The organism is Brevundimonas sp. (assembly GCF_035998205.1).
GTDB lineage: Bacteria > Pseudomonadota > Alphaproteobacteria > Caulobacterales > Caulobacteraceae > Brevundimonas.
Genome location: NZ_DASYHT010000004.1, coordinates 208785 through 222407 on the forward strand (window position 1 = coordinate 208785; position 13623 = coordinate 222407).

At 69.4% G+C, this 13623-nt stretch carries 11 protein-coding genes; 6 read left to right on the forward strand and 5 right to left on the reverse strand.

The window, feature by feature from the left end; translation table 11 throughout:
- The first annotated feature begins 114 nt into the window (after nucleotides 1-114).
- Entirely contained in the window at nucleotides 115-729 is a 615-nt protein-coding gene (locus tag VGN74_RS03665) for a methylamine utilization protein (RefSeq protein WP_327445999.1), read from the forward strand.
- A complete protein-coding gene (locus VGN74_RS03670) occupies nucleotides 726-2987 on the forward strand; it encodes a putative bifunctional diguanylate cyclase/phosphodiesterase (RefSeq protein ID WP_327446000.1) in 2262 nt (753 codons plus the stop codon). The genes VGN74_RS03665 and VGN74_RS03670 overlap by 4 nt, the downstream gene beginning before the upstream one ends.
- On the opposite strand, the gene VGN74_RS03675 is transcribed toward VGN74_RS03670, so the two are convergent.
- Nucleotides 2984-3934 carry an NAD(P)/FAD-dependent oxidoreductase gene (locus VGN74_RS03675; RefSeq protein WP_327446001.1) on the reverse strand — a complete coding sequence of 317 codons (951 nt, stop codon included), beginning with the start codon at nucleotides 3932-3934 and terminating at the stop codon, nucleotides 2984-2986. The two genes, VGN74_RS03670 and VGN74_RS03675, sit on opposite strands and share 4 nt — an antisense overlap.
- A 201-nt stretch (nucleotides 3935-4135) precedes the next feature.
- Here VGN74_RS03675 and VGN74_RS03680 point away from each other — a divergent pair, with 201 nt between their 5' ends.
- From VGN74_RS03680 to VGN74_RS03690, 3 genes are all read left to right on the forward strand, one after another.
- A complete protein-coding gene (locus VGN74_RS03680; protein ID WP_327446002.1) occupies nucleotides 4136-5287 on the forward strand; it encodes an L-lactate dehydrogenase in 1152 nt (383 codons plus the stop codon).
- Nucleotides 5288-5435: 148 nt separating this feature from the next.
- A complete protein-coding gene (locus VGN74_RS03685; RefSeq protein WP_327446003.1) occupies nucleotides 5436-6542 on the forward strand; it encodes a glycoside hydrolase family 88/105 protein in 1107 nt (368 codons plus the stop codon).
- A 79-nt stretch (nucleotides 6543-6621) separates the two neighbouring features.
- Nucleotides 6622-8844 (forward strand): sodium:solute symporter family transporter, encoded by a 2223-nt coding sequence (locus VGN74_RS03690; protein ID WP_327446004.1) that lies wholly within the window; start codon nucleotides 6622-6624, stop codon nucleotides 8842-8844.
- A 39-nt stretch (nucleotides 8845-8883) separates the two neighbouring features.
- On the opposite strand, the gene VGN74_RS03695 is transcribed toward VGN74_RS03690, so the two are convergent.
- Genes VGN74_RS03695 through rhmD form a run of 4 tightly spaced genes read right to left on the reverse strand, consistent with a single transcriptional unit; the run spans nucleotide 8884 to nucleotide 12621 of the window.
- Nucleotides 8884-9792, reverse strand: coding sequence for an amidohydrolase family protein (locus tag VGN74_RS03695; protein WP_327446005.1), 909 nt, complete (start codon nucleotides 9790-9792; stop codon nucleotides 8884-8886).
- A 12-nt stretch (nucleotides 9793-9804) separates the two neighbouring features.
- Complete coding sequence (locus VGN74_RS03700; protein ID WP_327446006.1) at nucleotides 9805-10554, reverse strand: SDR family NAD(P)-dependent oxidoreductase; 750 nt, start codon at nucleotides 10552-10554, stop codon at nucleotides 9805-9807.
- Nucleotides 10551-11423, reverse strand: a complete 873-nt coding sequence (locus VGN74_RS03705) for a fumarylacetoacetate hydrolase family protein (RefSeq protein WP_327446007.1) — start codon at nucleotides 11421-11423, stop codon at nucleotides 10551-10553. The genes VGN74_RS03700 and VGN74_RS03705 overlap by 4 nt, the downstream gene beginning before the upstream one ends.
- Before the next feature lie 19 nt (nucleotides 11424-11442).
- Nucleotides 11443-12621, reverse strand: a complete 1179-nt coding sequence (rhmD, locus tag VGN74_RS03710) for an L-rhamnonate dehydratase (protein ID WP_327446008.1) — start codon at nucleotides 12619-12621, stop codon at nucleotides 11443-11445.
- A 184-nt stretch (nucleotides 12622-12805) separates the two neighbouring features.
- Between rhmD and VGN74_RS03715 the strand changes: the two genes are divergently transcribed.
- On the forward strand, nucleotides 12806-13621 hold the full coding sequence (locus tag VGN74_RS03715) for an IclR family transcriptional regulator (protein ID WP_327446009.1): 816 nt from the start codon (nucleotides 12806-12808) through the stop codon (nucleotides 13619-13621).
- Nucleotides 13622-13623 lie beyond the last annotated feature (2 nt).

A 13623-nucleotide genomic window follows, 5' to 3' on the forward strand; every position in this document is an offset into this window, starting at 1 on the left:
CAAGGGGTGAATACGGTTAACCTCAGATAAACTCAGCAAAAACAGAGATCTGCAATCGACGGTTGGGATCGTCTGCTTTACGTTATGTTCAGCGGGGGCGGCTAGGTTGGCGGAATGCGTCTCCTTGCCCTTGTCGCGCTGTTGCTGTCGCTTCCGGCGGTCGTTCTGGCTGGCGACCTGACGGTCAGCGTCCGCGACGCTGCGGGGCGTCCGGTGCGCGATGCGGTGGTGACGGTGCATCCGGCGGCGGGCGCCTCAGGCCCGATCCGCTTCGCCTGGCCGCTGCGCGTGACGCAGCAGCAGTTGCAGTTCCAGCCCTATGTCCTGGTCGTGCCCGTCGGACAGGCGGTGAGCTTCCCGAACCTCGACCGGGTCCGGCACCACGTCTATTCGTTCTCGCGCGGCAACCGGTTCGAAATCGAGCTCTACGGCCGCGACGAGACGCGCAGCCACACTTTCCGGGCGCCCGGCACCGTGGCGATCGGCTGCAACATCCACGACCAGATGCTCGCCTACATCCGCGTGGTCGATACGCCGTTCGCAGCGAAGACCGAGGCCAGCGGCGACGTGGTGCTGCGCAACGTGCCCGCCGGGGCCGCCACCCTGCGGATCTGGCACCCGACCCTGAACGTCCGCGGCAACGAGACCTCGCGCGCCTTCACCGTGACTGCCGCCGCGGGCCGCCAGACCTTCTCTGGCGACTTCTCCGGACGAGCTGCCGCGCGGTGATCCGTTTCCGGAACCTCCGGGCGAAGCTGACGGTCCTCTACATGGGCCTGTTCGGCCTCGCCCTGATCGTCACGGCGGCCGCCGTGGTGACGGCGATCACCCGCAGCGCGGCCGATATGGTTCGCGCCGAACTGGTGGCCACCGGCGCCGTCTATGACCAGATCTGGAGCGCCCGTTCGGTCCAGCTGCGCCAGGGCGCCGCCGTGCTGGCCCAGGACTTCGGCTTCCGCGAGGCGGTCGCCACGGGGGATGATCCCACGGTTCAGTCCGCGCTCGCCAACCTCGCCGCCCGTCAGGGGGTCGAGGGCGCCCTGATGATGCTGGTCGACGGGCACGTGGTGTCCGAGGGGGTCGGCCTTGAGCCAGCCACGCTGGATACCCTGTGGGCGGCGCTGGAGCAGGAGGGGCGGGACGACGGCGTTCTGAGGATCGGCGCGGCGGAGTACCAGGCCGTCGCGGCCCCGATCCGGGCGCCCGTGCTGCTGGGCTGGGTCATCTTCATCCAGAAGCTCGACGCGACGCAGATGCAGGAGCTCGAGCGCCTGTCGGCGATCCCTCTGGAGGCGGCCATCGTCAGCGCGGCCGACCCGAGCGGCGTCCGTGGTGAGGGGCCGCGCATGGTCGACGGCCGCATGGTGCTGGCCCGGCCGTTGCCGAGCCTCGACCCCGAGGGCGCGGAGCTGGTGCTCACCTACGAGATGGCCCGCGCCATGGCGCCCTACGGGGCCATGTTCACATGGCTGGGCCTCATCGCGGTCGCCGGGGCGGTGATGATGATGGGGGGCGCCTGGCTGCTGTCGCGCACCATCACCCGGCCGATCCGGGCGCTCGATGACGCCGTGCACCGGCTGGAAGCCGGGGAGCGGGTCGAGGTGGCGGTCCAGTCCGACGACGAGCTCGGCCGTCTGGCGCGCAGCTTCAATCACATGGTCGGCACGATCCGCGACCGCGAGGCCCGGCTCAATCACCTCGCGCTGCATGATCACGAGACCGGGCTGGCGAACCGGCTGGGGTTCGAGCGGGCGCTGGCGTCCGGGCAGGATGTCTGTGTGGTTGTTTTCCACGTCGCCCGCTTCGAGACCGTGCGCGCCGCTGTCGGCTACGACGCCGCCGCTCGCCTGATCCGCCAGCTGGGCGAACGCCTGGGCGCCGTGGCGCAGCAGCCGGCGGCGCGGATCGCCCCGGGCATGCTGGCCCTGAAGGCGGCCGGACCGGCCGCGGCGGCGCTTGACTGGGCGCGCGCCGTTCGCGCTGCGGCCGAGGGTTCGTTCGAGGTCGATCAGGCGCCGATCGACGTTCAGCTCTCCCTCGGGGTCGCGCCGCAGGCCGAGCCGGGCGTCACCCTGTCGTGGATCGACCGGGCGGTGGTCGCTGTCGACCAGGCGGGCGTCGCGGCCGATCGGGCCGCCATCTTCGACGCCGCCGCCTATGGCGACCCGTCGGGCAATCTGTCGATCATCGGCGACCTCATGCGGGCGCTGGAAAACGGCGAGTTTTCTGTCAGTTACCAGCCGAAGCTGGACCTGCGCACCGGCCGGCTGACCGGGGCTGAGGCGCTGGCCCGCTGGACCCATCCGCGGCGAGGCTTTGTCTCGCCGGACCTGTTCATCACCATCGCCGAGGAGACCGGCCACATCCGCGAGGTCACCGACTGGGTGCTGGCCCGGGCGCTGGCCGACCAGGCCCGGCTGGCCGACGAGGGGCTCGAGGTCAAGATGTCGGTCAACGTCTCCGGTCGACTTCTGGGCGATCCCGCCTTCGTCGAGTCGGCGCTGGCCCTGGCCGGGACGGCGCGCGGCCCGGTCTGTCTGGAGATCACCGAGACGGCCGTCATCGACAATGCGGACGCCGCCATCGCCGCCATCGAGCGCCTGTCGTCGGCGGGGGTCGAGATGTCGATCGACGACTATGGCTCCGGCCTGTCGTCCCTGGCCTATCTGAAGCGCCTGCCGGCCAGCGAGCTGAAGATCGACAAGGCCTTCGTCATGGCCATCGACAGCGGGTCGCGCGACGCCCTGCTGGTCAAATCGACCATCGACCTCGCTCACGCGCTGGGGATGCAGGTCACCGCCGAGGGGGTCGAGACCGAGGCCGGCCTCGCCCTGCTCCAGGCCATGGGATGCGACCTCGCCCAGGGCTATCTGATCGGCCGGCCGATGCCGATCACGGCCCTCGCCGAGCGCTTCGCCGCGGATGCGGCGGAAGCGGCGGGCCCGACCGGGGGGGCGGACCCGAAGGGCCGGACGGTCGCCGCCTAGCCCCTCTCGCCGAGGATGGTCGCGGCCAGCCGAACGCCCGACCGCCAGGCGCCTTCGACATCACCGCCGCCGCACCAGTCGCCGCACACGCCGACGGCGTTCGCCTGATCCCACAGAAGCCCGACGCGGGCCGTCGATTGCGCGTAGCGCCAGCGATGGGCCGCGACCGTGAGGCTGGCGGGGAGGGGGCCGTCGGCCCGACCGGCCAGCGTCTGCAAGAGACGTCGCGCGACGTCGTCTGCGTCGGCTTCCAGATGGTCCGCCGACCACTCCGGCGTGGCGTGCAACACCCAGCTTTCGGGGCCGGTCCGGCCCGGCTTGGCCCGGTTGCGGACGGCGATCGCCACGGTCTCGCCGGGCGCGCCGCGCCAGACATCTGCGTCGATGGGGAGTCGCGACGCGAAGGTCAGCAGAGCGGTCCAGCAGGGGGCGCTGAGGCTGTCGCGCGCCCGGACGGCAAAGGCCGGTGCGGCCGCCGCGAGGAGATCGGCCGCCTGTTCCGGCGGCAGGGCGACCACGACGGCGTCGGCGCGCAACGTCTCGCCCTGCCCGGTGCTGACGACCCAGCCGCTGTCCGCGCGGCTGAGGTCGCTGGCGCGAAGGCTCCAGCGAACCGGCTGGTCTGCGGCGAGGTGACGGACCACCGCGTTCATGGCCGGCGCGCCGACCCAATGTCCGGGGCCGGCCGGCGCCCAGGGGGCGACAACGCCGGCGGCGGCCCAACGGGACACCTCGGCGGCGAAGTCCTCGCCTCGCGCCGTGAAGCTCTGGGTCCCCATGTCGAGCACGGCCTCGCCCTGCGGCGTGTCGATCCGGCGTGAAGCGAGTCGGCCTGCGGGTCCCCGGCCCTTGTCGATCAGGGTCACGGCCCCCCCGGACGCCGCCAGCGCCTGTCCGCAGCTGAGACCAGCCACGCCGGCCCCCATGATGACGATGCGCATGGTCATGCCCTCCAGAGCTATGCTCTAGCCGCCCTGGAGGGCGGACGCACAGCGTCAGCTTGTCTCCGGGCGGGCATGGCCGGGAGCGGGTGTCGTACATATCGCGGGACGGGTGCGGTCCTCGCGTTGCGTTGTCTCATTAAGCGATTTAGCGTCTCATTATGTAAGCGCTTCCCTGCGGGGGACGCTCCGGAGGTGTGCAGACTGATGATCCTTGCAGACGTCATGGATTACCGTGAGGCGGCGCGCCGCCGACTGCCGCGGTTCCTGTTCGACTACATCGACGGGGGCGCCTTCGCCGAGACGACCCTGAGGGACAATGTCGAGCGCCTGCAGGCGGTGCGGCTGCGCCAGCGGGTGCTGACCGGGGCGGACAAGGTCTCGCTGGGAACGACGCTTCTGGGGCGTGAGATCGCCCTGCCGCTGGCCCTTGGCCCGGTCGGGATGGCGGGGCTGAACGCTCGCCGCGGCGAGGTCCAGGCGGCCGCGGCGGCCGAGGCGGCGGGCGTGCCCTTCTGTCTCTCGACCGTGGGCGCCTGCACGCTGGAGGAGGTGGCCGCCGGGGTGCGGACGCCGCCATGGTTCCAGCTCTACGTCATCCGCGACCGCGGCTTCATGCGCGAGATGATCGCCCGCGCGCTGGCGGTGGGGTGCGACACCCTGTTTCTGACCGTGGACATGCCGGCGCCGGGGCCGCGCTACCGGGACAAGCGGTCGGGCCTGTCGGGCGGCTCGCCGCTGGAGCGACAGGTCAGCCGGGTGCTGCAGGCGGCTGCGCGGCCCGGCTGGGCGTGGGACGTGGGGCTGTTCGGCGGTCCGCATACCATCGGCCATGTCGCCTCTGCGCTGGGCGCGGCGGCGGGAATCGACGACTACTGGGCCTGGATGGCGCGCAACTTCGACGCCTCCGTCACCTGGGAGGACGCCGAGGAGATCCGCGCCCTGTGGCCGGGGCGTATGATCATCAAGGGGGTGCTCGACGTGGAGGACGCCCGCGAGGCGGCGAAGCGCAGCTTCGACGGCATCGTCGTCTCCAACCATGGCGGGCGGCAACTGGACGGGACCCTGGCCTCGATCGACGCCCTCGGCCCGATCGCCCGTGCGGTCGGCGACCGCATGACGGTGCTGATGGACGGCGGGGTGCGCTCCGGTCTGGACGTGTTGCGCGCCCTGGCCTGCGGCGCTGACGGCGTGCTGCTGGGCCGGGCATGGGTCTATGGTCTGGCCGCAGGCGGGCGGCAGGGCGTCTCCGACGTCCTGGCGCTGATCGCGGCGGAAATGCGGGTCGCCATGACCATGCTGGGGGTGGAGCGGATCGACCAGGTCGGTCCCGACCTGCTGGTTCCGTCAGAGGCTTGACCACCTCCGAGATTTCACATTATGAAATAACTAAGCAAAAAATGAGACGTGGCGCCGGACCGGAGGGAGACGGCGGCGACACGGGCAAGGCGCCGGACCGGCGCTGCGCCGCCCGGAATGACAACCCGCTCCCGCGAGCCCGAGTCCCATGCCCAACCTTGTCCACGACCTGTCCCGTTCGACCATCGACGAGACGCTGGCGCGGCTGATCGACAACCTCGTGAACATCAAGGACGAGACCGGCGAGTTCCTGCTGCGGCTCGACGACGGGCGCGTGATCGACACCAAGGGCTGGAACGACTGGGAATGGACCCACGGCATCGGCCTCTACGGCCTGTACCGGCTGTACGAGCAGACCGGCGACGCCGCCGTGCTGCAGATCATGCTCGACTGGTTCGCCAACCGGTTCGAGGCCGGCACGCCGACCAAGAACATCAATACGGTCTCGCCCTTCCTGACCCTCGCCAACCTCTACGAGTACACGGGCGACGCCACCTATCTGCCCTACCTCGACACCTGGGCCGAGTGGCTCATGGACGGGCTGCCGCGCACGGAGGAAGGCGGCTTCCAGCACATCGTCTTCAATGACGAGAACCCGCAGGAACTGTGGGACGACACCCTGATGATGAGCGTCCTGCCGCTGGCCCGGATCGGGCTGCTGCTGGACCGCCCGCACTACATCGAGGAGGCGCGCAAGCAGTTCCTCATCCACATCAAGTACCTGTTCGACAAGAAGACGGGCCTCTGGTTCCACGGCTGGAACTTCATCGGGCGGCACAATTTCGCCGACGCTCTCTGGGCGCGGGGGAACTGCTGGGTGACGATCGCCATCCCCGAGTTCATCGAGATGCTGGATCTGGATCCGGACGACGCGCTGCGGCGCTTCCTGATCGAGACGCTGGAGGCCCAGGTCAAGGCGCTGGCCGAGCACCAGCACGAGAGCGGCCTGTGGCGCACGCTGATCAATGACCCGACCAGCTATCTGGAGGCGTCGGCCACCGCCGGCTTCGCCTACGGCATCCTCAAGGCGGTGCGGAAGCGCTACCTGCCGGCGGAGTACGAAGCGATGGCGATCCGCGCGCTGAAGGGCGTGCTGGCGCACATCAACGACGACGGCGAACTGACCCAGGTGTCGTTCGGCACGCCGGTGTTCGACACCCTGCAGGGCTATCGCGACATTCCGCTGACCTCCATGCCCTACGGGCAGTCCATGGCCATCCTGGCGCTGGGCGAGTTCAGGCTCCGGTATGTTTAAGCGCCTGCGACGCCCGGGGCCCGTCAGGAGCGCGCGCCCCCAGCTGACGATGTTTGCGGCTGTGGTGGCTGCGCTCTCGATGTCCCTGTGGGCGCCCGCGCAGGCGCAGCAGCCGGACAGGCCGGAGCTGCTCCGATGGTCTGAGGCGCCGACCGCGGCGGGTGTTCGCGAGCTCTTTTCCGGCGACCCCGACCTGCAGTTTGCGGCAGGCTCCAGCGGTCTGGCGCAGCCGGTCTTCGTACTGGACGACCGGAAAGTTAGCCGGGTCTCGATCGTCGGCGATGCGGCGCGCCGGTCCGTCGTCGCCGAGATTCCCGCGAGCGAGGTCGCGCCCCGTCTGGCCGTCTGGAAGGGCGACCTGTTCCTGTTCGGGACGAACGCCTATCGGCTCGGCGCCGATGCGCGCTGGATCCCGCTCGGAGCCGTGCCGGGCGAAGTGGCAGGGTCGCCCGTCGTCGCGGTGGCGACGAACCACATCTATCTCGTCGCCTTCGGTCACGCGGTCCGGTTCAACCCGGCCGATCCCTCCTGGGCTCCGGTCTCCGCGCCGGAAGCCGTCGACCCGAAGGCCTCGGCGATCGCCCTGGGCGCAGCGCATCTCGCGGTGTTCGGCGAGGTAGGCGGCGAGGACAGCACGCTCTTCTATCACATCGTGACCGATCGCTGGTTCCCGGGGGACGCCATTGACCTCCCCGAAGGCCCCCGACTTGCGCTCGCGGGCAGCGGGCGTTTCGAGATCGTCTCCGAAAGCCAGACCCTCCGGGGCGAAGCCGTGCTGCCCGACAGCGGACTGAGCGTGCTGGACTACGCCGTGGTCGTCGCCCTGTTCGGCATCCTTCTGGGGATCGGCTTCTGGGCGTCGCGCCGGGCGAAGACTTCAAGCGGCGAGTTTTTCCGCGGCGGCGGCAAGATTCCCTGGTGGGCGGCGGCGCTCAGCCTGTTCGCGACGGGGTCCAGCGCCATCACGATCATGTCCATGCCGGCCATGGCCTTCAACGGAAACTGGATCTACTTCTCGATCGGACTGTTCCTGATCGCGACCATGGTCCCGCTGTTCGCGTTCGTCTATGTGCCGATCCTCCGCAGTCTGAACCTGGCCTCCGCGAACGCGTATCTGGAGCGCCGCTTCGGCCTGTCGGTGCGGCTGATGGGTTTCGCCAGCTTCTCGCTCTACCAGATCCTCGGTCGCATGGCCGCGATCCTGTTGCTGCCTGCCATCGCGATCAATGCGATCGTCGGCATCCCCATCGTCTACTGCATCCTGCTGATGGGGCTGGTGACCACCCTTGTGGTGGCCATCGGCGGGTTTGCCGCGGTCGTCTGGACCGATGTCGTCCTCGCCATCCTGATGGTCCTTGCGGTCGGGCTCAGCCTCTTCTTCGCCCTCTCCGCCCTCGAGATCGATGCGCCGCAGGCGTGGGCCCTGCTGGAAGCCCAGAACAAGCTGGAGCTGTTCGACTGGCGGCTGGACTGGGGGGCTCCGGTGGTCACGGTCCTGTTCCTGAACGCCCTCGCGACGGCCCTCGGCTATGCGGGCGACCAGAACTTCCTTCAGCGGGTCCAGTGCACGCCGACGAAGTCGGGCGCCGTCTCGGCCTCGATCGGCCAGCTGTTCGTCGCCGTCCCGCTGAACTTCGTGCTGTTCTGCTTCGGCACCATCCTGTTCCTGTTCTATTACACCCGTCCCGAGCTGCTCAGCGCGGCCATCAAGCCGGACGGGATCTATCCCTACTATGCCGCGACAGCGCTGCCGCCGGGGCTCGGAGGTCTGGTGGCGGTGGCCCTGCTGGCCGCAACCATCTCGACCGTCTCGAGCGCCCTCAACAGTGTGTCCAACCTCGGGGTGGAAGACATCTACCGTCGCTTCTGGCCCCGTGTGACCGACGAAAGCTGCGTCAGGCTCGGGCGCTGGCTGACCGTCGGGCTCGGCGTTTTCGGCACAGGCCTCGCCCTGCTGCTCGCCAGCATGAGTTCGCTTCAGTCAGTCTGGGATCTGTTCCTGATGGTGATGGGGCTGATCGTGGGGCCGGTGACCGGCATCTTCGTCCTCGGCATCTTCACCCGCAGCGCCAATACCGCGGGGATTTGGGTCGGCGCGGTGGGCTCGCTGATCGCCAATGCCCTGGCCACCACCTTCCTCGATCTGCACTCGACCGCCTTCCTGCCGATCGGGGTCTTCAGCTGCCTGATCATTGGCTATCTCGCCAGCCTCGCCCTGGGCGGGGCCGGGGATCGGGACCTGACCGGGCTGACGGTCTTCTCGAGAACCGGGGCGTCGAGGAAGGAACAGGCGGCGTCGTGATCCGGGATAGCCTGCGACGGTGAAGACGCCGCGCCGCCGTCAGAGCCTGTAGATGGCCCTTGCCGTATCGGCGAACAGCTGGCGGCGTTCGCTGTCGGTGAAGCCGGCGGTGATCGCGTCATAGGCCTCGAAGTGACGGCTGAAGTCGCCGTACAGCCGGTCGACCGGGAAGTTGCTGGCGAACATGGCGCGGTCCGGGCCGAACAGCTCGATGGCGGTCAGGACAAACGGGCGGATCGAGGCGGGGGTCCAGCTTCGGTCGATCATCGCCAGGCCGGAGATCTTGACCGCCACATTCGGCCGGGCCGCCAGCAGGGCCATGCCCTCGCGCCAGGTCGCCAGCCCGTCCGCGTCGCGGTCGGTCGGCATGCCGGTGTGGTTGAGGATCAGCTGCGTGTCCGGATGCCGGGCGGCCAGGCGCGCCGCCTCGGGCATCTGCGACGGGTAGATCTGCAGGTCGAACGACAGGTCGTACTTGCGCAACAGGGCGAAGCCGGCGCGCCAGCGGTCGTCCTGCAGCAGGTCCCGGGGCGTGTAGGTGCGGGCGGGATCCCGGTGCCAGTTGATGATCTGGCGGATCCCCCGGACGCGCGATGAGGCCGCGACATGGGCCGCCAGCACCGCCTCGACCTCGGCCTCCGGCCGGTCGAGGGCGGCGAAGGCGACGAGGCCGTCCGGCATGCCGCGGGCCGACGCGATCTCCTCGAGCCAGCGGGTCTCGTCCACGGCCTGGGCTGCGTCAGCGCCGGCGTCGACATGGACGGTCCCGACCACGTTCCAGCCGGCCACATCGCGCAGATAGTCGTCGAGGCCGTAGGGCCGGGCGATGGGGGCGCAGTCCCCCGCCGGATTGGGGGGCAGGGGACTGTCCATCAGCCAGGCGTAGTGCTGCCGCGTGAAGTCCCACAGGTGCTGGTGGGGATCGATGATCGGCAAGTCGTGGGCCACCCGGCGGGCTCCTCAGTAGGTCGTGCGGCCGCCGGAGATGTCGAAGGTGGCGGCGGTGGAGAAGCTGCACTCGGCGCTGGCCAGCCAGCAGATCAGGGCGGCGACCTCGTCCATCTCGCCAAGCCGTCCCATGGGGATCTTCGAGCGCATATAGTCGATCTGGCTCTGGGGCAGCTGCGACAGGATCGGGCTGTTGAACGTGGCCGGGGTGACGGCGTTCACCAGCACGCCGGTCTGGGCCAGCTCCTTGCCCAGCGACTTGGTCAGGCCCAGCAGGCCGGCCTTGGAGGCCGAATAGGCCGAGGCGTTGGGATTGCCCTCCTTGCCCGCCACCGACGAGACATTGACGATCCGCCCGTAGCCGTTGCGCACCATGTGCGGGACCAGGGCCCGGCAGCAGTAGAAGGCGCCGTTCAGGTTGATGTCGATGACCCGGCGCCAGCTGTCGATCGGGTACTCCCAGACAGGGCCGGTGGCGCCGGTCACGCCGGCCCCGGCGATCAGGATGTCGATCCGGCCCATCGCCGCTGCGCTGGCGTCGGCGGCGCGCTGTACGGCGTCGGGGTCCGAGACGTCGACCGCCTGGAAGTTGCTCGCCCCGATCTCCCGCGCGACCTCCGCCAGGACGCCGGCGTCGAGGTCCCAGAGGCAGACCTGGCCGCCCTCGGCGATGATCCGGGCCGCCGCCGCCCGGCCCACGCCGGAGGCGCCGCCGGTGATGACGGCGCAGCGGCCGTCGAACCGTCCGACTGATGCGGTCATTGGCCTGCTCCCGCGCCGGCGGCGCGCCAGGCGACGACCGTCTGTTGTTGCTCCCCGAGGCCCTCGATGCCGAGCCGCATGACGTCCCCCGGCTTCAGGTAGAAGGGCGCGGGCTTCTGGCCGAGGCCAACGCCCGGCGGGGTGCCCGTGGTGATCAGGTCGCCGGGCTCCAGCGTCATGAACTGGCTGACGTAGGCCACGATCTCGGCCACGCCGAAGATCATTGTGCGGGTGTTGCCGGTCTGCATCCGCTTGCCGTTCAGGTCCAGCCACATGTCGAGGTTCTGGACGTCGGCGACCTCGTCGGCGGTGACCAGCCAGGGGCCGACCGGCCCGAAGGTGTCGCAGCCCTTGCCCTTGTCCCAGGTGCCGCCCCGTTCTGTCTGGAAGGCGCGCTCGGAGACGTCGTTGATCAGCACATAGCCGGCCACGTGATCGAGGGCGTCGGCCTCCTCGACATAGGACGCCGGCTTGCCGATGACGATGCCCAGCTCGACCTCCCAGTCGGTCTTCTCCGACCCGCGCGGGATCATCACCTCGTCGTTCGGGCCGTTCAGGCAGCTGATCGCCTTCATGAAGACGACCGGCTCGTCCGGCTCTGGCAGCCCGGATTCGGCGGCGTGGTCGGCGAAGTTCAGGCCGATGGCGATGAACTTGCGGCTGCCCGAGAGCGGCACGCCGAGGCGGGGATCGCCCTCGACGACCGGCAGGGAGTCCACGGCGATGCGCCGCAGCCGGGCGAGGCCCTCGCCATGAAGCAGATCCGGCGTGATGTCGGCGACATGGCCTGACAGGTCACGCAGCACGCCCTGGCCGTCGAGCAGCCCGGGCTTCTCATGACCCTTGGGCCCGTAGCGCAGAAGTTTCATGTCAGTGCGAGGCTCCGGATCAGGCGGCGTAGGGGCGGTGCAGGGGAACGGCCGGGTTCAGCGCCACGCCGAAGCCCGGCGCGTCGGGCACCTTCAGCCGGCCGTTGACCGGCACCGGCTCGTCCAGCAGCAGCGGCTGGAACATGGGCACGACCTCGTCGGCGCCCGGGGCCATCATCAGGAACTCGGCGAACGGGCTGTTTTGGCGGGTGACCACGAAGTGGTAGCTGTAGACGCTCGAGCCGTGCGGAATGACCATCACCCCGCGGCTGTCGGCGAGGGCGGAGATCTTGATCAGTTCGGTCAGGCCGCCGCACCAGCCCACGTCCGGCTGGATGATGTCGCAGCACTCCATCTCCAGCAGCATGCGGAAGCCCCAGCGGGTCGCCTCATGCTCGCCGGTCGTCACCAGCATGCCGTCCGGCGCGCGGGCCTTGAGGTCGCGATAGCCCCAGTAGTCGTCGGGGCTGAGCGCCTCCTCGATCCACTTCAGGCCATAGGCGTGGGCCTTGTGCGCCAGGCGGGTCGCGTAGTTCAGGTCCAGCGACATCCAGCAGTCGAACATCAGCCAGAAGTCCTCGCCGACGCGGTTCCGCATCGTCTCCAGCTCGAGCAGGTTCTTGCGCAGCCCTTCCTCGCCCTCGGCCGGGCCATGGTGCAGGGGCATCTTGCCGCCGATGAAGCCGAGCTGCTTGGCCAGGTCGGGGCGAGCGCCGGTGGCGTAGAAGCTGAGCTCGTCGCGCACCGCGCCGCCGAGCATGTGATAGACCGGCTCGCCGCGCAGCTTGCCCAGCAGGTCCCACAGGGCGAGGTCCACGCCGCTGAGGGCGTTCACGACCAGCCCCTTGCGGCCGTAGTACTGGGTCGAGAAGTACATCTGGTCCCAGATTTTCTCGATCTCGGTCGGCGACCGGCCGACGAGGAAGCGGGCGAGGTGCTTCTCGACGATGTAGGCGGCCGGCTCGCCGCCGGTGGTCACGGCGAAGCCGACCGTGCCGTCGGTCGCCTCGATCTCGACGACGAGGGTGCCCAGCACATTGATGCCGAAGCTCTGGCGGCTTTGCCGGTACTCCGGATAGCGCGACATCGGCGTGGCGATATGGTCGTCGATCCAGTGGCCCTCGCCCTGGTCGTGGTAGTCGGCGCCGCCGCCCCGGACGACGAAGGCCCGCACCTGACGGATGAGGGGGAAGCCCATTGCGGTCTGATCTCCGGATATCAATATATGAGATACTTGTAGGGGATTTTGGTGGTCAGCGTCTGAGTCGGGCCGCTTTTTCAGCCCGTCGTCCCCTTCCATCCCGCCGGCCGATAGCTTGTCTGTTGTGTCAGCATATGAAATAAGAAGTTACGAGATGAGAATATCGACGTCAACACGCACCATGGACGCCGGGACGGCTGAACGCGCGAAATCGTCGAGCAGCCAGACCCTGCTGCGCGGGCTCGACGTGATCGAGGCGACGGCGGACGGCACCATCAGCCTCGCCGACCTGGCGGCGGCGGTGGGACTGAACCGCAGCACGACGCACCGTCTCGCCTCCGCGCTGGTGGATCGCCAGTACCTCAACTTCCTGCCGCGCGAGGGCTACACCCTCGGGCCGCGGCTGCTGGAGCTCGGCTTCAAGGCCCAGCAGCAGAAGGATCTCCCGCGCGTGGCGCGGCCGCACCTGGAGGCCCTGTCGGCGGCGACCGAGGACACCATTCATCTCGGGGTGATGGACCACGGCCGCGCGCTCTATCTCGACAAGATCCCCGGCCGGCGCCGCATCGAGATCAGCTCGCGCGTCGGCGAACGCCAGCCGCTGCGCTCGACCGGCCTCGGCAAGGCCCTGCTGCTGGACGAGACCGAAGCGCGCTGGGCCGAGATGTTCGACGTGGAAGAGGCGCACGCCCGCAGCGCACTCGACCGTGAGGAGTGGCTGACGCGCATGCGCGCCTATGCGGCCGCGGGCCACGCCTTCGACCTCGAGGAGAACGAGGACCGCATCCGCTGCGTCGCCGCGCCGATCCGGGATGTCGGCGGGCGGATCGTGGGGGCCATCAGCCTGTCCAGCGCGGCCCAGTACATGGACGACCACCGGATGGCGTCCCTGCCGCAGGAGGTCTGCGCCACCGCCGAGGCCATCAGCCGCGAACTGGGCTGGCGCCCGGAAGCCGTGCCTGCGCCGGCGAAACCCAAACGCTCATCCCGAACCTGACC

Bases quoted from the DNA above. Each gene is read 5' to 3' on its own strand.
- VGN74_RS03665 (WP_327445999.1), top strand. From the start codon at position 115: ATGCGTCTCCTTGCCCTTGTCGCGCTGTTGCTGTCGCTTCCGGCGGTC.
- VGN74_RS03675 (WP_327446001.1), bottom strand. From the start codon at position 3,934: ATGACCATGCGCATCGTCATCATGGGGGCCGGCGTGGCTGGTCTCAGC.
- VGN74_RS03680 (WP_327446002.1), top strand. From the start codon at position 4,136: ATGATCCTTGCAGACGTCATGGATTACCGTGAGGCGGCGCGCCGCCGA.
- VGN74_RS03685 (WP_327446003.1), top strand. From the start codon at position 5,436: ATGCCCAACCTTGTCCACGACCTGTCCCGTTCGACCATCGACGAGACG.
- VGN74_RS03690 (WP_327446004.1), top strand. From the start codon at position 6,622: ATGTCCCTGTGGGCGCCCGCGCAGGCGCAGCAGCCGGACAGGCCGGAG.
- VGN74_RS03700 (WP_327446006.1), bottom strand. From the start codon at position 10,554: ATGACCGCATCAGTCGGACGGTTCGACGGCCGCTGCGCCGTCATCACC.
- VGN74_RS03705 (WP_327446007.1), bottom strand. From the start codon at position 11,423: ATGAAACTTCTGCGCTACGGGCCCAAGGGTCATGAGAAGCCCGGGCTG.
- rhmD (WP_327446008.1), bottom strand. From the start codon at position 12,621: ATGGGCTTCCCCCTCATCCGTCAGGTGCGGGCCTTCGTCGTCCGGGGC.
- VGN74_RS03715 (WP_327446009.1), top strand. From the start codon at position 12,806: ATGGACGCCGGGACGGCTGAACGCGCGAAATCGTCGAGCAGCCAGACC.